This is a genomic window from Streptomyces sp. NPDC007025, from assembly GCF_042869455.1.
Lineage (GTDB): Bacteria > Actinomycetota > Actinomycetes > Streptomycetales > Streptomycetaceae > Streptomyces.
This window is the reverse complement of sequence record NZ_JBIAFT010000014.1, coordinates 104,560-123,240: the sequence shown is the minus strand read 5'-3', so window position 1 is coordinate 123,240 and position 18,681 is coordinate 104,560. Positions and strand designations below refer to the sequence as shown.

Here is an 18,681-nt window from a genome sequence, read left to right as displayed (position 1 = left end):
GACGACCGCGCCCGGTGAGCGCGTACGTACGGAGGGCGGCCCCGGCGCCGGACGCGGCGGTGGGGCGCGTCGGCACCGCGGTGCCGGGCGGGCAACGCGCTCCCGGGCGGCACCTGGGCGTGGCGGCCGCACGAGGGAGGGTTGCGGGGTCAATCCCTCCCGGCTGCCTGCGCGTCCGCGTCCTCCCGGCCCGCGCACAGCGCGGCCACCGACAGCGCGCACCAGCCCACCGAGACGGCCACCGCCTTGGCGCGGGTGGCGCGGGGGAGGGTCGCGCCGAGCAGTACGGCGTCGCCCAGGTCGGCCGCGATCCGCAGCCAGGCTGCTGTTCGCAGCGGGGCGCCCTCCGGCGCCAGCACCAGGGCGAGGCCGCTGGCCGCGTCCCGCCAGGCCAGCGGACGCAGCGAGGTCCGGGTGTCGGGCGCGGTCCGGCCGTCCTGGTCCACCAGCCCGGACGGTTTCGCCAACAGCGCGGGCCAGGCCGTGACGGCGGCTCCGTACACGGCCGTCGCCGCTCCGACAGCCCTCAGCAGTCCCACGCGCATTGCACTCTCCGCTCTCTCACTCGCCCCGCTCCCGCGGCCCGCGGGCCGGTGCGGGGCGTACCGCCGGTGGTCGGTGGCACCGTGCGCCGACGCGCACCGCGGTAAGGGGCGCTGGGCGCGCGGGGGCCGCCGGGTGCACCGTACCCGCGCCGGGGCGCCGTGCGGGTGCCGAACCGGCGGCCGGAGGCCGGGTCTGCGGGCCGTCAGGCCCCGACCGAGGAACGGGACGCGGCCGACGGGTCCCCGTTCGGCGACTCTCCGCCCGCGGGGGTGCCGCCCGGGGACTTCCCGCCCGGGGGCTGTCCCCCGGCGGCGCCGGCCAACCGGGAGCGGGGCCGTCCGTAGCGGGAGTAGACCAGTGCGCCGATCGCCAGGAAGACCGCGAACTGGATCCAGGTCACCAGCGGCAGCCCGGACATCAGATACAGGCTCAGCGCCACGCCCAGCAGCGGCGACCAGGGGGTGAACGGCACCCGGAAGCTGCGCCGCAGTCCGGGCTGCGAGCGGCGCAGCGCCAGGACGCAGACGTTCACCACGGCCATGATCGCCAGGGTGCCGATCACCGTCATGTCGAGCACGACGTCCAGCGGCACCACGGCGGCGGGGACGGCGAAGACGACGGCGACGATCCAGGTGTTGGCGACCGGGGTCGAGGTCCGGGGCGAGACGCGTGCGAACACCCGTGGCACCAGCCCGTCCCGGGACATCGACAGCAGGATCCGGGTCTGTCCGTACATCACCGCCAGCACCACCGAGGCGATGGCCACCACGGCTCCCAGCGCGATCACGGTCGAGCCGAAGGCCGAGCCCGTGGCGTGGTCGACGATCAGCGAGAGCGCGGCGGGCTTGCCGCCCACCTGCTCCCAGGGCATCGCGCCGATGGCCGCGACCGACACCAGGCAGTAGAGCAGCGCCACGCAGCCGATGGTCACCAGGATCGCCAGCGGGACGTTCCGGCGCGGGTTCCTGACCTCCTCACCGGCCGTGGAGATGGCGTCGAACCCGATGAAGGAGAAGAAGGCCAGCGAGGCGCCCGCTCCGATGCCGCCCAGGCCCTCGGGTGCGAACGGTGAGAGGTTCCCGGCGTCGTAGGCGGTGAAGGCGATGGCGCAGAAGAGCACCAGGATGCCGACCTTGATCACTGCCATCGCGGCCGTGGCCCGGGCACTCTCCCGCACACCGCGCACCAGCAGCACGGCGGCGAGCAGCATCACGACCACCGCGGGAACGTTGACGACGCCGCCGTGCCCGGGGGCGTCGGCGAGGGCGGCCGGGATGCGCACCCCGACGGTGTTCTCCAGCAGCTCGTTGAGGTACTGCCCCCAGCCGATCGCGACGGCGGAGACCGAGACGCCGTACTCCAGCAGCAGGCACCAGCCCACCAGAAACGCCGCACGCTCCCCGAGGGCGGCGTAGGCGTAGGAGTAGGAGCTGCCCGAGACCGGGATGGCGCTGCCCAGTTCGGCGAAGGAGAAGGCGGTGAAGACGCAGGTCAGTGCGGCCAGGACGAAGGAGACGAGGACGGCGGGACCGGCCTCGGCGACGGTGTCGGACAGACCGACGAAGATGCCGGTTCCGACGATCGCGCCGACCCCGAAGCACACGAGCTGGAACGGGCCGAGAGTGCGCTTGAGGCCGTGCCCCTCCAGATCGGCGCCGGACTCGGCGACCAGCAGATCGGGGGATTTCAGACGCAGGCCGGTGCGTGGCATGGGACTTCCAGGATGGTGCGGGGGTGTGCACGGGGTGGGTGCACAGGCGGGACGTGCGCAGGGATGCCTGGCACGGGGACACAAGGGAAGGGTCCGGGCGGGTGCCCGGACCCTTCGAGGTGTCCTCCATCGTAAGTGCCGCGCCTGCATGATCCCGCGGATATCCGTATGACTATGCGCACAGCTGTACGGGTGACGGGTGTCCGGCCGGCTTCGGTGTGCTCGGCCGGGTGTGTGCTCGGTCGGCCTCAGCCCAGCGTGGCCACCAGCACGGCCTTGATCGTGTGCAGCCGGTTCTCGGCCTGGTCGAAGACGACTGAGTACGCCGACTCGAACACCTCGTCGGTGACCTCCAGCGAGGTCAGTCCGTGCTGCTCGTGGATCTCCCGGGCCACCGCCGTGCCCAGGTCGTGGAAGGCCGGCAGGCAGTGCAGGAAGCGCACCTCGGGGTTCCCGGTGGCCCGCAGGACGTCCATGGTCACCGCGTACGGCTTCAGGAGCGCGATCCGCTCGGCCCACACCTGCTGCGGCTCGCCCATGGAGACCCAGACATCGGTGGCGAGGAAGTCGGCTCCGGCGACGCCCTCGGCCACGTCCTCGGTCAGGGTGATCCGCGCGCCGGTGCGCTCGGCGACCTCACGGGCCCGGGCGACCACCGGTTCCTCGGGCCACAGCGGGCGCGGGGCGGCGATGCGTACGTCCATCCCCAGCAGCGCCCCGGTGACCAGGTAGGAGTTGCCCATGTTGTTGCGCGCGTCGCCCAGGTACGCGTATGCGAGCTCCGCCGGCGGCCGGCCGGGCGCGCCCGGTGCGTGCTCGGTCATGGTGAGCACGTCGGCGAGCATCTGGGTGGGGTGCCACGTGTCGGTGAGCCCGTTGAAGACCGGCACCCCGGCGTGCGCGGCCAGCTCCTCGACCTTCTCCTGGCCGCTGCCGCGGTACTGGATCCCGTCGAACATCCGCCCGAGCACGCGCGCGGTGTCCTTTATGGACTCCTTCACGCCCAGGTGTGAGCCGGCCGGGTCCAGGTAGGTGGTGTGCGCTCCCTGGTCGGCGGCGGCGACCTCGAAGGCACAGCGCGTGCGCGTGGAGGACTTCTCGAAGAGCAGCGCGATGTTCCGGCCCCGCAGTCGCGGCTGCTCGGTGCCCTCCCGCTTCGCCGCCTTCAGTTCGGCGGCCAGGGAGACCAGGCCGCCGAACTCCTCCGGCGTGAAGTCCAGCTCCTTGAGGAAGTGGCGGCCGGTGAGATCTGCTGCCATGGGGGCTCCTAGGTGCGCGCGTGCAGTGCTGTCCGCAATTGTATACGGCACACCGAATTCCTATACGACCGGGTCGCGCTCCACCGGGCAGCTCATACAGCGCGGCCCGCCGCGCCCCCGTCCCAGCTCGCCCCCGGGGATCTCCACCACCTCGACACCCTGCCGCCGCAGGTGGGCGTTGGTCGTCACGTTCCGGTCGTAGGCCACCACGACACCCGGCTCGACGGCCAGCACGTTGCAGCCGTCGTCCCACTGCTCCCGCTCGGCGGAGCGCACGTCCTGCGTCGCGGTCAGCACCCGGATCCGGTCCAGCCCCAGCGCCGCGGCGATGGCCCGGTGCATGTGCTCCGGGGCGTGGTCGGAGACCTTCAGCTCCTGGTCGCCGGCCCCCGGCTCGATCGTGTACGAGCGCAGCATGCCCAGCCCCTCGTACTGGGTGAAGGTCTCCCCGTCGACCATCGTCAGCACCGTGTCCAGGTGCATGAAGGCCCGGCGTTTGGGCATGTCCAGCGCGACGATCGATTGGGCCGAGCCCTGCGCGAACAGCCCGTGTGCCAGCGTCTCCACCGCCTGCGGGGTGGTCCGCTCACTCATCCCGACCAGCACCGCGCCGTTGCCCAGCACCAGCACGTCGCCGCCCTCGATGGTGGCCGGGTAGGCCGACTGGCCGCCCGCCCAGGTGTGGAAACCGCCGCTCGGACCGCCGTCCGCGGCGGCCGCGAACAGCGGATGGTGCCGGTAGACGGCCTCGAAGTGGACGGTCTCGCGCTGCCGCGCCGGCCAGCGCATCGCGTTGATGCACACCCCGTCGTAGACCCACGCCGAGGTGTCCCGGGTGAAGATGTGGTTGGGCAGTGGGGCCAGCAGGAAGTCGTCCTCGTCCATCACATGGAAGCGCACCGACGCCGGTTCGGCGCAGCGCTCCAGATACTCCCGCTTGGTCATGCCCCCGATCAGCGCCTCGGCCAGCTCGGCCGTCGGCAGCCGGTCGAAGGAGTCCCGCAGGTGGCCGGTGGCCAGCAGCCCGTACTCCTTCTCGTCGAAGACCCGGTCCAGGACCAGCGCGCGGGCGGCGGGGACGTCGAGGGCCTCCGCCAGCAGATCCCCGAACAGGTGCACCTCGACGCCGAGTTCGCGCAGCGTGCCGGCGAACGCGTCGTGCTCCTCCAGCGCCCGGCGCACCCACAGCACATCGTCGAAGAGGAGCTCGTCCTTGTTGGTGGGGGTGAGCCGCTTCAGTTCGAGCCCCGGCCGGTGCACGATGACGCGGCGCAGCCGCCCGGTCTCGGAGTCGACATGGAATCCCATGCGCTCATCCTGACGGAGCGCCCCGCGCACCGCGAGGAGTCGACAGGCCCCGACGCCGCACGCGCCCCGCCCGATTCAGCCGTCCTGCCGCAGGATCCGCCCCACCGCGGCGATGTCCCGCGGCCCCACCCGGCAGCAGCCGCCGACCAGCCGGGCCCCGCGCGCCACCCAACCCGGAACCCGCCCCGCCGCGAACGACGGCGACCCCGTCCACCGGGCCCGCGTCGCGTCCCAGCCCTCGCCGCTGTTCGGATAGGCGACCAGCGGCACCCCCGGGCACGCCCGCGCGGCCGCCTCCAGCGCCACGTCCACCTCCTCGGACGCGCAGCAGTTCACGCCGACCGCGAGCACCTGCGGATTGCCCGCGGCGGGCCCGAAAGCCTCCGCCAGCGGCTGCCCCGCACGGGTGCGCCCGCCCGCCACCGTGCAGCTCAGCCACACCGGCAGCCCGCAGTCCGCCGCGGCCCGCAGCAGCGCCTCGGCCTCCACCGCGTCGGGTACCGTCTCCAGCGCGAGGACATCCGGCTCCGCCGCCGCCAGCGCCTCGATCCGCGGCCGGTGGAAGTCGGCCAGTTCCGCGACGCCCAGTCCGTACCGGCCCCGGTACTCGCTGCCGTCCGCGAGCACCGCGCCGTAGGGGCCGACCGAGGCCGCGACCCACACCTGCTCGCCGGTCGCGCCCCGCGCCGCCGCCCGCGCCAGCTCCACACTGCGCCGGAACAGCGCCGCGGCCTGCGCCGCATCCCACCCCCGGCGCGCGAAGCCCTCGAACGACGCCTGGTAGCCGGCGGTGATCAGTACCCGCGCCCCGGCCCGGACGTACGCCGCGTGCGCGGCCTCGACCTCCCCGGGCGCCTCGGCCAGCAGGCGGGCCGACCACAGCTCGTCGCCGAGGTCGTTGCCCTGGGCCGTCAGCTGGTCTGCGAGCCCGCCGTCCAGCAGTACGGTGCCCCGGTCGAGCGCCTGGGCGAGCGGGGACACGGGATGCGGGGTCACGACAGCTTGGCCTGCACCTGGTCCGCGATCAGTGCCAGGTGGTCCAGGTCGCCCAGGTCGAGGATCTGGAGGTAGACGCGGGAGCTGCCCAGCTCGCCGAACCGGCCGATCCGGTCCACGACCTCCTCCGGTGTGCCCGCCAGTCCGTTCTCCTTCAGCTCGGACACCTCGCGGCCGATGGCCGCAGCGCGGCGGGCCACCTCCGCGTCGTCCCGGCCCACGCAGGCCACCAGCGCGTTGGAGTACACCAGCTCCGCGGCGTCGCGGCCGCGCTCCCGGGCGGCGGCCCGCACCCGGTCGAACTGCCGCTCGGTGTCCGCGAGGGAGCCGAAGGGCACGTTGAACTCGTCCGCGTAACGCGCCGCCAGCCGCGGCGTGCGCGTGGCGCCGAAGCCGCCCACCAGGACCGGGATGTGTTCCTGGTGCGGCTTGGGCAGCGCGGGGGAGTCCGTGAGCTGGTAGTAGGTGCCCTGGTGGCTGAACGTCTCACCGGCCGGGGTCTCCCACAGCCCCGTGACGATCGCGAGCTGCTCCTCCAGCCGGCCGAACTTCTCCTTGGGGAAGGGGATGCCGTAGGCGGTGTGCTCCGCCTCGAACCACCCCGCGCCCAGGCCGAAGTCGACGCGGCCGCCCGACATGGCGTCCACCTGGGCCACCTGGATCGCCAGCGGCCCCGGCAGCCGGAAGGTTCCGGCGGTCATGAGCGTGCCCAGCCGGATGCGGCTGGTCTCCCGGGCGAGCCCGGCCAGGGTGATCCAGGCGTCGGTGGGCCCGGGCAGTCCGTCGGAGTCGCCCATGGCCAGATAGTGGTCGGAGCGGTAGAACGCGTCGAAGCCCAGGTCTTCGGTGGCCTTCGCGACCTTCAGCAGCGTGTCGTAGTCGGCCCCCTGCTGGGGCTCGGTGAAGATTCGCAGTCGCATGCCCCCATACTGCCTGGTCGCCCGGCGTTGCGGGGCGCCGGTACCGGCCCTGGCCGCCCGCCACGTCCCGGAGGGAACGCGGCATCTCCCGGACGCCCCGGAGGTCGCCGCGTGAGCGCGCCGGGTGCCCGCGGCCGCAGCTACACGGTGTTGGGCACGGCCTGCGGCCACTGCGCCGAGGCCGTCACCGCGGAGCTGGGCCGACTCCCGGGGGCGCCGAGGTGGTGGTCGATGTCGAGCACGACAGCGTCCCCCTCCTCGGCGCCGCGCTTCCCGGCCCCGCGGCCGTCCGCGAGGCGGTGGACGAGGCCGGGTACGAACTCGTCGCAGGCTGCGGGGAGTAGCACCGTGCGGTCGCCCTGGGGTCAGGCCAGGCTGCCGCGTTCCCGCATGGCCAGAGTGCGGAGGATCGCGGCGATCCGGTCGCCCGACTCGTCGGCCGCGTCGATGGCTTCCATGCACTGCCAGTACAGCGCCTCCTCCTCCGCCGTGACCGCGACGCCGACCAGGGCGACCCCCGCCTCGCCCAGGAGCGCGCCCAGATCGTCCAGTGTGCGACGGGGATCGTCGATCTCCGAGAGCTGGGCCGCGCGCACCGCTCCGGCCCGCATCGCCTGGTTCCTGGAGCCGTTGGCCCTGCCGCCCACCTCGCTCAGGCCCAGTGCCTCCGACCGCACCGCCGGGGGGCCGCTGACCGCGAGATGGCTGCCCACCGCCGCCGCGAGTGCCTGCGCCTGCCATGCCTCGGTGAGAGTGTCGGACACGTCCGCACTGAGCGCGAGGGCCTGGCGTGTGGCGGCGATGAGCCGGCCTGCGTCCATCTGCCTACCCCTCACTGGTCATTACCCAACGTGACTGAAATGGGCCAGCTCCGCCGGGAGGTTTCGGAATATCGTGGATAAAAGGCTCGCGCAACGAAGTTCTTCACTCCATAGAGTGACCGGTTCCGGGCTTCGGGAAACGCGTTTCGTTCCTCTCGATCTTCGCTTCCAGTGCCGCGAGGGGGTCGACCCCCACCACGTGGCAGAACTGGAGCAGGTACGCGAGGACATCCGCGACCTCGTCCTCGACCCGCGCGGCGCCCTCCGCGTCCGCCATCACCCGCGCCGACTGCTCCGGGGTCAACCACTGGAAGATCTCCACCAGTTCGGCCGCCTCCACGCTCAGCGCCGCCGCCAGGTTCTTGGGGGTGTGGTACTGCCCCCAGGCCCGCGCCTCGGCGAACCGGGCGAGTCGTCGCTGGAGTTCCGCGACCGTGCGGGGGGCCTCCCGGTGGCCGCCGGCCCCGTCCTGGGCGCCGTTACGTGCCTCGTCTGCGTCGTCGTGCTCTGCGTTCACCCTCCAAGGTCTACCAGCAGCGGCTCGCCGGTCGGCGCCGCCTCCCGGGCCAGTGCGCCGCCGGCGGTACTCGTGGCCAGCAGCCGTACATGGCCGCGCTCTGCCATCCGCCGGGCGAGTGACAGGAGTTCGGCCGCCTGCCGCCCGTCCAGCCCCCGGTCCGCGCCGTCCGCCAGCACCGTGAGCGCCTGCCGTGCGGCAGGGAGCTCGTGCACCGTGTCCACCGACAGCACCCCGGGTCCGGTCAGCAGGACGAGCGCCAGCGCGGTGAACCGCAACTCGCCCTCGCCCAGCCACTCCAGGGGTGTGCCCGGCCCGCCGTCGTCCCGTACCAGGACGCCCCGCACCAGCTCCGACACCTGCCCGCGGCCGCCCCCGGCCGGTTCCGCGCGCAGCTCGGCGACCGGCCCTGCGCAGCCTTCCCGCACCGCGGCCAGCAGGGCCGTGTGCCGGGTTCCGCATTCCGACCTGGTGCGGCGCAGCACGTCCGCGAGGTTGCCGCAGTCGCCGCGCAGCCTCCCGTCCCGGACCGCGACCGGCTCCCGCATCCGCGCGGGCACCGGTGCACAGGCGAAGACCGAGCGCAGCGCGACCACGACCTGCTCGACTGCCTCCAGCAGCGCCTGCTCCCCGGGTGTCGTTCCGGCGACCCGCAGCGGCAGCAGCGGCAGGGTCAGCCGGTCGTCGGGCATCCGCAGCGTCCGGGACGAGCCCGCCGCCGGGCAGGTGGCCGCCACCGCGCGCCGGGCCGGGTCCCGCAGCGCCGTGGAGAGCAGCGTCCCGCCGGACTGCACGGACAGCCGTTCGCCCACGACGCGCAGTTCGGGTTCCGCCTGGACGGCGACGTCGAAGCGCAGCGGTCCGGCCGGGCCCGTCACGGTGCAGCCGAGCCGGAAGCCGCGTCGCCCCTGGCGGTCGGCCCGGGCGGTCCGCGGTACGTAGGGCGAGTGCCCAGCGGGCGGGGCGGGCGGCGCGCCGAACACCTCGTCCAGCGTGCTGCCCTGGCCGAGTCGGGCCAGCGCCTCGTACGCCTCCAGGACGGTGGACTTGCCGATGCCGCTGGGTCCCGTCAATACGGTGACGGGGCCCAGCGGAACGGTGCGGGTGCGCAGCGCGCGGAAGGCGGACAGGTGCAGGGCGCTGACGGCAGGCGCCCGTGCGGCCCCTCCCGGCCCGCCGGCGGAGCCGTCGGCGGAGGGGCGTGGGAACTCCGCGGTGCCGCCGGGCTCGCCGGGGCCGTCGATGCCGTCCGCACGGCCGTCCAGAGTGGCGGCGGCTCCGCCGCCGTGCTGTGCCGCTCGCATGTCGGGGACCGTATGCACGCGCCCGCGAGGTGAACCGTTCCCGCACCTCCGCGCTCCCCCGATCGGATGACAGGTGACGGCGGAGTGTGCTGCGGCGGCCATGGGATCCGCCCCGTACTGTCTATCGCGCACTCATGACGGCAGTCAGAATCCAGTGATACGTTCGACGCGGTCGCCGGCCCGACCGACCCGGGCGGGAGGCCGACGGTTTGCCGACGGAGCGACGGAGGCCGCGGGATGAGCCCGTTCACCGGATCTGCGCAGCGCACCGAGGAATGGCGGCATCTGCGGGTCGCCGAGGACAAGGGCGTCACCACCGTGACGCTCGACCGGCCGGAGAAACTGAACGCGCTCACCTTCGAGGCGTACGCCGACCTCCGCGACCTGCTCGCCGAACTGTCGCACCGCGACCGCACCCGGGCCCTGGTGCTCGCGGGCGAGGGGCGCGGCTTCTGCTCGGGCGGCGACGTGGACGAGATCATCGGCGCCACACTGCGGATGGACACCGCCCGGCTGCTGGAGTTCAACCGGATGACCGGACAGGTCGTCCGCGCCCTGCGGGAGGCGCCGTTCCCCGTGGTGGCGGCCGTGCACGGGGTGGCGGCGGGCGCGGGCGCGGTGCTCGCGCTCGCGGCGGACTTCCGGGTGGCCGACCCCACCGCGCGGTTCGCCTTCCTCTTCACCCGCGTCGGCCTCTCCGGCGGCGACATGGGCGCCGCCTACCTGCTGCCCCGGGTGGTCGGGCTCGGCCACGCCACCCGCATCCTGATGCTGGGGGAGCCCGTGCGGGCACCGGAGGCGGAACGGATCGGCCTGCTCAGCCAGTTGGCCGAGGAAGGCGAGGCCGGTCCCGCCGCGGACGCACTGGCCCGGCGGCTGGCGGACGGTCCCGCGCTCGCCCACGCACAGACCAAGGCGCTGCTCACCGCCGAGCTCGACCTCCCGCTGTCCGGCGCCGTCGAACTCGACGCCGCCACCCAGGCGCTGCTGATGCACGGCGAGGACTACCAGGAGTTCCACGCGGCCTTCACCCAGAAGCGGCCGCCGACCTGGCGGGGCAGGTGAGCGCGCCGTGATAGCGGCGCACCCGGCGGCCCGGGGGAATCGGGCGCTGCGCGTGGCCGTCATCGGCGGCGGCCCCGGCGGACTGTACGCCGCGCTGCTGCTCAAGCGGCTCGACCCGGCGCGCGAGGTGACGGTCTACGAACGCGACGCACCGGGCGAGACGTTCGGCTTCGGCGTCGTCCTCTCCGACGAGACCGTCGGCGGGATCGAGAACGCCGACCCGGACGCCTTCGCCGCCCTGGGCGAACATCTGGTGCGGTGGGACGCGATCGAGGTCGTGCACCGCGGCCGGACCCTCACCTCCGGCGGACACGGCTTCGCGGCGCTCGGCCGCCGCACGCTCCTGTCGGTGCTGCACGAGCGGTGCCGCGGGCTCGGCGTGGCGCTGCGCTTCCGCACCCAGGCGCCCCCGGCCGCCGAACTGGCCCGCGACCACGACCTGGTCGTCGCCGCCGACGGGGTGCACAGCGCCACCCGGGCCGCGCACGCCGGCCTCTTCCGGCCCGCGCTGACCACCCACCGCTGCCGGTACATCTGGCTGGCCGCGGACTTCGCGCCGGACGCCTTCCGCTTCGAGATCGCCGAGACCCCGCACGGCATCCTCCAACTGCACGCCTACCCCTACGCGCCGGACCGCTCGACCGCCGTGGTCGAGGCCCGCGAGGAGGTGTGGCGGGCGGCGGGACTGGACCGGCTGGACGAGCGCGCCGCGGCCGAGCGGTGCGCCGCGCTGTTCCCCGCGACACTGCGCGGGCGGACGCTGCACGGCAACCGCTCGCGCTGGACCGCCTTCCGCACCGTCGTCAACGAGCGCTGGACACACGGGAACATCGTGCTGCTCGGCGACGCCGCGCACACGGCGCACTTCTCCATCGGCTCGGGCACCAAACTCGCCGTCGAGGACGCCCTGGCGCTCGCGGCCTGCCTGCGCGAGGAGCCCGACCTCCCCGCCGCGCTGGCCGCCTACGAGGCCGAGCGCAAGCCGGTCGTGCGGTCCACCCAGCGCGCCGCGCACGCCAGCCTGGCCTGGTTCGAGGAGCTGGCCGACCATGTCGCGCAGCCCCCGCACCGGTTCGCCTTCAACCTGCTGACCCGCAGCCGCCGCGTCACCCACGCCAATCTGAGGCTGCGCGACCCCGCGTTCGTCGCCGGGACGGAACGGGAGGCGGGGATCCCGCCGGGCACCCCTCCCATGTTCACCCCCTTCGAGCTGCGCGGACTGGAGCTGCGCAACCGCGTCGTCGTCTCCCCGATGGACATGTACCGGTCCGAGCACGGCGTACCCGGCGACTTCCACCTCGTCCACCTGGGCGCGCGGGCCCTGGGCGGCGCCGGGCTGACCATGACCGAGATGGTGTGTGTCTCCGAGCCGGGCCGCATCACGCCCGGCTGCGCGGGGCTGTGGAACGACGAACAGGAGGCGGCCTGGCGGCGGATCGCCGCCTTCGTGCACAGCCAGTCCTCGACTGCCGCGCTCGGTCTGCAACTCGGCCACTCCGGGCGCAAGGGCTCCACCAGACGCATGTGGGAGGGCATCGACGAGCCGCTGCCCGAGGGCAACTGGCCGCTGGTCGCCGCCTCCCCGCTGCCCTACCGCCCCGGTGTCAGCCAGACCCCGCAGGAGCTCACCCCGGCCGGGATGGCCGCCGTCCGCGAGGAGTTCACCGCGGCGGCGAGGCGCGGTGCCCGGGCGGGCTTCGATCTGCTCGAGCTGCACTGCGCACACGGCTATCTGCTCTCCGGCTTCCTCTCCCCGCTGACCAACCGGCGCACCGACGGCTATGGCGGCCCGCTGTCGGCGCGGCTGCGCTACCCGCTGGAGGTCTTCGACGCGGTGCGCGAGGTGTGGCCCGCCGAACGCCCCATGACGGTGCGGATATCGGCCACCGACTGGGCGCCGGGCGGGACCACGGGGGAGGACGCGGTCCGGATCGCGGCCGCCTTCGCCGAGCACGGCGCGGACGCCATCGACGTCTCCAGCGGCCAGGTCGTCGCCGACGAGCGCCCCGCGCTGGGCCGCTCCTACCAGACCCCGTTCGCGGACCGCATCCGCAACCGGCTGGGCATCCCGGTCATCGCCGTCGGAGCCGTCTCCTCCTGGGACGACGTCAACTCCCTGCTCCTCGCGGGGCGCGCCGATCTGTGCGCGCTGGCCCGGCCGCACCTGTACGACCCGCACTGGACGCTGCACGCGGCGGCCGAGCAGGAGTACGAAGGGCCCGGGGCGCCGTGGCCCGAGCCGTACCGGGCCGGCAGCCGCAGACCTCCCACCGGCCGCACCGATGCGCCGAAGCCCCGCCTGTCCCTGTAGCCCCTGCCGCTTCATACTGCGCGGTATGTAGTAATCCCCGGGCCTCGCTGCCCCGCACGGGTCTAGGCTGAGCGTCCGTTCGCGATCCCCCGCCTCCGGGGAAGGCGCCTCCGGGGCGCGGACGGGCACGAGCCGGCGCGCACGCCCGCCGAAGCCGGAAAGGGGAGCACTGTGCCCGCTCTGAACCAGGCCGAACTGGTGCTGGTGCACGACCCGCTGGCCGGAGACCTCTTCTGGCAACCGGTCGCCGGTGCGCTGCGGGTACGGGGCCGCACGGTGAGTGTTCCCTCCCTGACCGGGGTCTTCGACGCCCCGGGCCCCTACTACCCCGAACTGCTCGACGCCGTGGCCCGCCAGCTTGCCGCCGTCCCCATCGTCCGCGCCGCGCCCGTCGTCCTGGCCGGGCACAGCGCCGCCGGGGCCCTGCTGCCCGCGCTCCGCGAACTGCTCACCCGCGGGCACCGCCCGCCGCGCACCGTGGCCGGTACGGTCTACGTCGACGCGCCGTGGCCGCACCCGGGGCGGAGCGGGCTGGCGGCCCTCCTGCCGGAGCAGGCAGCGCGGCTGCGCGAACTCGCCGAGGACGGCGTGCTGCCGCCCTGGGACATCTGCTTCGCCGAGCAGGACCTGATCGACGAGGTCCCCGATCCGGTGCTGCGCGAGCAGTTCCGGGCCGGTCTCCCGCGGCTGCCGCTCGCCTACTTCCAGGAGCCCGCCCCGTCCGCCCTCCCGGACCCGGACCCCGCCCGGACGGCCTACCTGCGGCTCAGCCCCCGCTACGAGGAGACCGCGATGCGGGTGGAGGCCCTCGGGCACCGGGTGCTGCGGCGCACCGCGCACCATATGAGCCCGCTCACCGACCCGGAGGCCACCGCCGACGCGCTGGAGAAGCTCGCCCTGCGCTTCGCTCTCCGCTCCGCCTGACGGGACCCCCGCACCGCCGTACGGTGGAAGTATGTACGCACGGAGGCGGCGGCGGTACTTCACGCTGATGGCCATCTGCCTGGTGCTGTTCGTCAGCGCCTGGGCCTTCGTGCGGCTGTGGTCGGTGCCCGCCGCCATCGCCCTGTGTGCCGTCGCCATGATCCTCCCGCCGCTCGCCGTGATCGTCGGCAACCGGCGGGAGCCCGACGACCGCTGGTGGGACGAGCCGCTCGAGGACGACCTGCCGCCCGACGACCGGTGGACCGGTGACGACCGGCCGCCGCGGGACGGCGGAGGCCGTTGAGCCCGCAGCCCGCAGCCCGCAGCCCGCAGCCCGCAGCCCGCAGCCCGCAGCCCGCAGCCCGGCGGCTCCCGGCGCGGGCGCGGGCGGCTGCTCCGCGGCTCGCGGCGGCATCCCGGCACGGCCGTAACGTCAGCGGCCCGGCGTCTCCGCGTACACCTCGCGCACATACCCGTACCCCGCGTCACGCAGCTTCGCGTGCAGCCCGGCGAACACCTTCGCCGACCGCTCGCCGGGCCAGCGCGCGGGCAGCAGCCCGGGCGGCAGGCCGGGGTCGGCGTACGGGAGCCGCCGCCAGGCGTCGAGCGCGAGCAGGTAGTCCCGGTAGGCGGCCTCCGCGGGCAGCCGCCTGCGGCGCTCCCAGCGGCGCAGGACCGGCTCGTGCACGGCGAGGAACGCGCGGTGGCCCTCCGCCATGGCCTCCAGGTCCCACCACCGGGCCACTGCTTCGGCCGTCGGCGCGAAACCGGTGTGGCTGCCCCGGAACAGGTCCACGTACGGCGCCAGCTCCAGCCGCTCCAGGGAGTGCCGGGTCTCGGCCTCCAGGTGCCCGGGCGCGATCCACACACCGGGTGCGGCGGTGCCGAAGCCGAGGCGGGCCAGCCGGGAGCGCAGCACGTGCCGCCGGTCGCGTTCGCTCTCCGGGACGGAGAAGACGGCCAGCAGCCAACTGCCGTCCGGTTCGGGGCGGTGGTAGATGCGGTGGTCGCCGTCGGCAAGGAGCTGCGCGGCGGCGGGCGAGGGGCGGTATCCGGCCGCCCTGCTGCCGGGTCTGTCGGCGGCCAGCAGCCCGCGCCGCTTCAGCCGGGAGACCGCCGAGCGGACCGACGGCGCGTCGACGCCGAGGGTGCCCAGCAGCCGGATCAGCGCGGCGACCGGTACGGCGCCCCCGCCTTCCGGCTCGCGGCCGTAGGCGCCGTAGAAGGAGAGCACGAGGGAGCCGGGTGAGGGTTTGCGGAGCGAGCCGCGCGGGGCGTGGGCTGCCTCGTCGAGCTGCGGAAACACGTTCTGGACCACGCCGTCACTCTAGGCCCGGCGGGTGCCGGGCCCCTCCGGCGGACCGGTGTCCCGCAGCCGGAAGCGCTGCAGCTTGCCGGTGGGAGTGCGGGGCAGGTCGGAGGTGAAGACGAACCGGCGCGGGCACTTGTAAGCGGCCAGCTCCGCACGGACGTGCGCCGCCAGCCGCTCCGCCGTCCCGTCATCCGGTGTGCCGCCCGCGGCGAGCACGACGTGTGCGACGGCCAGTTGCCCGCGGTGCTCGTCCGGGCAGCCGACCACGGCGGCCTCGCTCACCTCCGGGTGGCGCAGCAGCACCTCCTCGACCTCGGGGCCCGATATGTTGTTGCCCGCGGAAATGATCATGTCGTCGGCGCGCGCCACGAACCGGAAGTAGCCCTCCGCGTCCCGTACATAGGTGTCCCCGGTGATGTTCCACCCCTCGCGCACGTAGCCGCGCTGCCGCTCGTCGGCCAGGTAGCGGCAACCGACCGGTCCGCGGACCGCCAGCAGCCCCGGGGTGCCGTCCGGCACCGGCACCAACGCCCCCTGCGCGTCGGCCGCCACGATGCGGGCCTGGAATCCCGGGACCGGAACTCCCGTGCGGCCGGGACGGACCGCGTCGTCGGCGGCGGAGAGGAAGATGTGCAGCAGTTCCGTCGCCCCGATCCCGTCGATGATCCGCAGCCCCGTCCGCTCCCGCCACGCCTCCCAGGTCGCGGCGGGCAGATGCTCGCCCGCGGAGACGCAGCGGCGCAGCGACGACAGGTCGCAGGCATCCGCCTCGCCGGGCTGCTCGGCCGCCAGCCGCGCCAGCATCGCCCGGTAGGCGGTCGGCGCCGTGAACAGCACCGAGACCCGGTGCGCCGCGATCGCCTCCGGCGTCCGGGCCGCGCCGCCCCACTGGTCCAGCAGCGACGAGGCACCCACCCGCAGCGGGAAGACCACCAGCCCGCCCAGCCCGAAGGTGAAGCCCAGCGGCGGCGTTCCGGCGAACACGTCGTCGGCGTGCGGGCGCAGCACCTGCGCGGCGAAGGTGTCCGCTATGGCCAGGACGTCCCGGTGGAAGTGTGCACAGCCCTTCGGGCGACCGGTGGTCCCGGAGGTGAAGGCGATCAGCGCCACGTCGTCGGCCGCGGTGGGCACCGCCTCGAACCGGTCCGGCCGGGAGGCGGCCACCCGCAGCACGTCGTCGGGGCCACCGCCGCCGAACAGGCCGGTGCGCAGCCCGGGTACCTCGGCCTTGACCAGTTCGTCCGCCGACCGCACGTCGCACAGTGCGTGCGAGATCCGCGCCAGCCGGCAGACGGTCGCCAACTCGCCCGCCCGGTGGGCGGCCAGGACGGTCACCGCCACGGCCCCCGCCTTCATCACGGCCAGCCAGCAGGCGGCCAGCTCCGGGCTGGTCGGGCCGCGCAGCAGCACCCGGTTGCCGGGCACCACGCCCAGGTCCCGGGTGAGGACGTGCGCGAGCCGGTCGACGGTGGCCCGCAGTTCGCCGTACGACCACGTGCGCCGGGGTGCCGGTGCCAGGCCGGGGTCCGCGCCGGGAGCGGGGGGCAGGCCGCCGGTGTGGAAGGCGGGCCGGTCCGCCCCCAGCCGCTCGATGGTCCCGTCCAGCAGCTCGGCACCGCAGTTGAGCCGCGCGGGATAGGCCGGGGCCGGGTCGTCCAGCAGCAGCACGGGCCACTGGTCGGGCGGCGGCAGATGGTCCCGGGCGAAGGTGTCGACGTGCGCGGACGGAGTCGGATCCATCACCGGGCTACCCCCTCGCGGGCGGTCCTCCGAACTCGGACGGCAGCCCGCGGACCGCCGGCGGCGCCGGTCCGGCGCGTGGCGTCGAGAGTAACGCGTTGGTGACGGCAGTCAATGGTCCGCGATAGACAGGGAGTCGGCGACAGTACAGGAACCGGTCCGCGCGGAACCCCCCGCACCGGGCCACGGCCGAGGGGAGCCGCCATGACCACCGCCTTCGCACTCACCCCGCAGCAGCGCGCCTGGTGTGCGCGGCTGCGCACACTCGGAGAACAGCTCGCCCCACTCGCCGCCCGGTGCGAAGACGGCCGCGTCGACCGCCCCCTGCTCCGCGAACTGGGCACACTCGGACTGCTCGCCCGCGCCGTTCCCGCGGCGCCTCCGTGGCGCCGCGTCAGCGCGCTCGACCTGTGCCTGCTGCGCGAGTCGCTGGCCTACTCCTGCCCGCAGGCCGAGACGGCCCTCGCCCTCCAGGGGCTGGGCGCCGGGCCGGTCGCCGACGCCGGGACAGCCGAGCAGCGGGCCCGCTGGCTGCCGGCCGTCGCCGCGGGCCGGGCCGTGGCGGCCTTCGCGCTGAGCGAGCCCGGCGCGGGCAGCGACGCGGCAGCGCTGGCACTGCACGCGGAACCGGACGGCGGCACCGGCGCCGACGACCCGGCCGGCAGCCCGGAGGGCTGGCGGCTGACCGGCACCAAGACCTGGATCTCCAACGCGCCCTGGGCCGACTTCTACACGGTCTTCGCCCGCACCGGCGAGGCCCCCGGAGCCCGCGGCGTGACCGCGTTCCTCGTCCCCGCCGACCGGCCCGGACTGCACGGCGAACCCCTGGACATGCTCGCCCCGCACGCCCTGGGCACCCTCACCTTCGACGCCGTCCCCGTCACCCGGGCCGACCTCCTCGGCGCGGCGGGCGCCGGATTCCGCGTCGCCATGCGCACCCTCAACCTGTTCCGGCCCAGCGTCGGCGCCTTCGCCGTCGGCATGGCCCAGGCAGCGCTGGACGCCTCGCTCGAACACGCCGACGGCCGCGCCGCGTTCGGCGGTACGCTGCGCGATCTCCAGTCCGTCTCGCACCGGCTGGCGGAGATGGCGACCCGGACCGAGGCCGCACGGCTGCTGGTGTACGCCGCCGCCTGCGCCTACGACGCCGGCGACGGCGAGGGCGCGGACCTGGCGCGCCGCTCCGCCATGGCCAAGCTGCTGGCGACCGAGACCGCGCAGGACGTGGTGGACGCGGCCGTCCAGATCCACGGAGCCGCCGCACTCCAGCGGGGCCACCTGCTCGAACACCTCTACCGCGAGGTGCGGGCACCGCGCATCTACGAGGGTGCCAGCGAGGTCCAGCGCTCCCTGATCGCCAAGGAGTTGTACCGGGAGCGCGCCGCGGAGCGGGACGTGACCACGGGCGTGGCCGGTGCGGGGGAGGGGTCTGCTTCCGGTGAGGGGAAGGCCACCCGGGACGATCCGCCGGGGGCCGCCGCCGGCCGGGCCGCGGACGAGGCGGGGGAGGGGCGGCTGTGAACCCCGAATCCGCCAACGGCAGCGCTCTGCACCGGGTCAACCCCGCGGAACTCGCTCCGCCGAGCGGCTTCTCACACGCCGTGACGGCCACCGGTTCGCGGCTGGTCTTCCTGGCGGGCCAGACCGCGCTGGACAGCGCGGGCCACGTCGCCGCGCACACCCTCCCCGACCAGTTCCGCACCGCGCTGGGCAACCTGCTGGCCGCCCTGGCCGGGTGCGGCGGCACCCCGGCGGACCTGGCCCGCGTCACCGTCTACACCACGGACGTTCCCGAATACCGCGCGCACGCCGCCGAACTGGGGCGGATCTGGCGGGAGCTGGCCGGACGCGACTATCCCGCGATGGCGGTCATCGGCGCGGTACGGCTGTGGGACGAGGAGGCCCGGATCGAACTGGACGGCTTCGCGGTGCTGCCCTGACCCTGGA

General features: G+C 74.6%; 18 protein-coding genes. 6 read left to right on the top strand and 12 right to left on the bottom strand.

Features of this window, described 5'->3' with window-relative positions; all coding sequences use genetic code 11:
* Positions 1-149: 149 nt before the first annotated feature.
* The 10 genes from ACFYMO_RS25870 to ACFYMO_RS25825 form a co-directional block, all read right to left on the bottom strand.
* Entirely contained in the window at positions 150-545 is a 396-nt protein-coding gene (locus tag ACFYMO_RS25870) for a hypothetical protein (protein WP_366770993.1), read from the bottom strand.
* Between the two features lie 203 nt (positions 546-748).
* Positions 749-2,257, bottom strand: coding sequence for an amino acid permease (locus ACFYMO_RS25865; protein WP_366770994.1), 1,509 nt, complete (start codon positions 2,255-2,257; stop codon positions 749-751).
* 248 nt (positions 2,258-2,505) lie between these two features.
* Positions 2,506-3,516: an ornithine carbamoyltransferase gene (gene argF / locus ACFYMO_RS25860; RefSeq protein WP_366770995.1), complete on the bottom strand. Its 1,011-nt coding sequence runs from the start codon at positions 3,514-3,516 to the stop codon at positions 2,506-2,508.
* Between the two features lie 60 nt (positions 3,517-3,576).
* The gene (locus ACFYMO_RS25855; RefSeq protein ID WP_366770996.1) at positions 3,577-4,824 is read right to left on the bottom strand and encodes an arginine deiminase; all 1,248 of its coding nucleotides are present in this window, start codon (positions 4,822-4,824) and stop codon (positions 3,577-3,579) included.
* Between the two features lie 75 nt (positions 4,825-4,899).
* Positions 4,900-5,820 carry a homocysteine S-methyltransferase gene (gene mmuM / locus ACFYMO_RS25850; RefSeq protein ID WP_388549268.1) on the bottom strand — a complete coding sequence of 307 codons (921 nt, stop codon included), beginning with the start codon at positions 5,818-5,820 and terminating at the stop codon, positions 4,900-4,902.
* The gene (locus ACFYMO_RS25845; protein ID WP_388549266.1) at positions 5,817-6,740 is read right to left on the bottom strand and encodes an LLM class F420-dependent oxidoreductase; all 924 of its coding nucleotides are present in this window, start codon (positions 6,738-6,740) and stop codon (positions 5,817-5,819) included. Before ACFYMO_RS25845 ends, mmuM begins: the two co-directional genes overlap by 4 nt.
* A 140-nt stretch (positions 6,741-6,880) precedes the next feature.
* A complete protein-coding gene (locus ACFYMO_RS25840; RefSeq protein WP_388549263.1) occupies positions 6,881-7,087 on the bottom strand; it encodes a hypothetical protein in 207 nt (68 codons plus the stop codon).
* Between the two features lie 18 nt (positions 7,088-7,105).
* Positions 7,106-7,561, bottom strand: a complete 456-nt coding sequence (locus ACFYMO_RS25835; RefSeq protein ID WP_366771000.1) for a DUF6099 family protein — start codon at positions 7,559-7,561, stop codon at positions 7,106-7,108.
* A 103-nt stretch (positions 7,562-7,664) separates the two neighbouring features.
* Positions 7,665-8,078: a nucleotide pyrophosphohydrolase gene (locus tag ACFYMO_RS25830; protein ID WP_388549261.1), complete on the bottom strand. Its 414-nt coding sequence runs from the start codon at positions 8,076-8,078 to the stop codon at positions 7,665-7,667.
* Positions 8,075-9,382, bottom strand: a complete 1,308-nt coding sequence (locus ACFYMO_RS25825) for an ATP-binding protein (RefSeq protein ID WP_366771002.1) — start codon at positions 9,380-9,382, stop codon at positions 8,075-8,077. The genes ACFYMO_RS25830 and ACFYMO_RS25825 overlap by 4 nt, the downstream gene beginning before the upstream one ends.
* A 237-nt stretch (positions 9,383-9,619) precedes the next feature.
* On the opposite strand from ACFYMO_RS25825, the gene ACFYMO_RS25820 reads away from it, so the two are divergent.
* From ACFYMO_RS25820 to ACFYMO_RS25805, 4 genes are all read left to right on the top strand, one after another.
* Positions 9,620-10,447 (top strand): enoyl-CoA hydratase family protein, encoded by an 828-nt coding sequence (locus ACFYMO_RS25820; protein ID WP_366771003.1) that lies wholly within the window; start codon positions 9,620-9,622, stop codon positions 10,445-10,447.
* 7 nt (positions 10,448-10,454) lie between these two features.
* On the top strand, positions 10,455-12,758 hold the full coding sequence (locus ACFYMO_RS25815; protein ID WP_388549257.1) for a bifunctional salicylyl-CoA 5-hydroxylase/oxidoreductase: 2,304 nt from the start codon (positions 10,455-10,457) through the stop codon (positions 12,756-12,758).
* A gap of 171 nt (positions 12,759-12,929) precedes the next feature.
* Positions 12,930-13,682, top strand: a complete 753-nt coding sequence (locus tag ACFYMO_RS25810) for a hypothetical protein (protein WP_388549255.1) — start codon at positions 12,930-12,932, stop codon at positions 13,680-13,682.
* A 31-nt stretch (positions 13,683-13,713) separates the two neighbouring features.
* On the top strand, positions 13,714-13,986 hold the full coding sequence (locus tag ACFYMO_RS25805; RefSeq protein WP_366771006.1) for a DUF3099 domain-containing protein: 273 nt from the start codon (positions 13,714-13,716) through the stop codon (positions 13,984-13,986).
* Between the two features lie 129 nt (positions 13,987-14,115).
* Here the strand turns inward: ACFYMO_RS25805 and ACFYMO_RS25800 are convergent, their stop codons facing one another.
* Complete coding sequence (locus tag ACFYMO_RS25800; RefSeq protein WP_388549397.1) at positions 14,116-14,988, bottom strand: PaaX family transcriptional regulator C-terminal domain-containing protein; 873 nt, start codon at positions 14,986-14,988, stop codon at positions 14,116-14,118.
* A gap of 21 nt (positions 14,989-15,009) precedes the next feature.
* On the bottom strand, positions 15,010-16,734 hold the full coding sequence (locus ACFYMO_RS25795; RefSeq protein WP_388549253.1) for an AMP-binding protein: 1,725 nt from the start codon (positions 16,732-16,734) through the stop codon (positions 15,010-15,012).
* Between the two features lie 204 nt (positions 16,735-16,938).
* Here ACFYMO_RS25795 and ACFYMO_RS25790 point away from each other — a divergent pair, with 204 nt between their 5' ends.
* Entirely contained in the window at positions 16,939-18,255 is a 1,317-nt protein-coding gene (locus tag ACFYMO_RS25790; protein ID WP_388549251.1) for an acyl-CoA dehydrogenase family protein, read from the top strand.
* A complete protein-coding gene (locus tag ACFYMO_RS25785) occupies positions 18,252-18,674 on the top strand; it encodes a Rid family hydrolase (RefSeq protein WP_366771010.1) in 423 nt (140 codons plus the stop codon). The genes ACFYMO_RS25790 and ACFYMO_RS25785 overlap by 4 nt, the downstream gene beginning before the upstream one ends.
* The last annotated feature ends 7 nt before the right edge of the window (positions 18,675-18,681 follow it).

Bases quoted from the DNA above. Each gene is read 5' to 3' on its own strand.
- ACFYMO_RS25870 (WP_366770993.1), bottom strand. From the start codon at position 545: ATGCGCGTGGGACTGCTGAGGGCTGTCGGAGCGGCGACGGCCGTGTAC.
- ACFYMO_RS25865 (WP_366770994.1), bottom strand. From the start codon at position 2,257: ATGCCACGCACCGGCCTGCGTCTGAAATCCCCCGATCTGCTGGTCGCC.
- argF (WP_366770995.1), bottom strand. From the start codon at position 3,516: ATGGCAGCAGATCTCACCGGCCGCCACTTCCTCAAGGAGCTGGACTTC.
- ACFYMO_RS25855 (WP_366770996.1), bottom strand. From the start codon at position 4,824: ATGGGATTCCATGTCGACTCCGAGACCGGGCGGCTGCGCCGCGTCATC.
- ACFYMO_RS25845 (WP_388549266.1), bottom strand. From the start codon at position 6,740: ATGCGACTGCGAATCTTCACCGAGCCCCAGCAGGGGGCCGACTACGAC.
- ACFYMO_RS25835 (WP_366771000.1), bottom strand. From the start codon at position 7,561: ATGGACGCAGGCCGGCTCATCGCCGCCACACGCCAGGCCCTCGCGCTC.
- ACFYMO_RS25825 (WP_366771002.1), bottom strand. From the start codon at position 9,382: ATGCGAGCGGCACAGCACGGCGGCGGAGCCGCCGCCACTCTGGACGGC.
- ACFYMO_RS25820 (WP_366771003.1), top strand. From the start codon at position 9,620: ATGAGCCCGTTCACCGGATCTGCGCAGCGCACCGAGGAATGGCGGCAT.
- ACFYMO_RS25805 (WP_366771006.1), top strand. From the start codon at position 13,714: ATGTACGCACGGAGGCGGCGGCGGTACTTCACGCTGATGGCCATCTGC.
- ACFYMO_RS25795 (WP_388549253.1), bottom strand. From the start codon at position 16,734: ATGGATCCGACTCCGTCCGCGCACGTCGACACCTTCGCCCGGGACCAT.
- ACFYMO_RS25790 (WP_388549251.1), top strand. From the start codon at position 16,939: ATGACCACCGCCTTCGCACTCACCCCGCAGCAGCGCGCCTGGTGTGCG.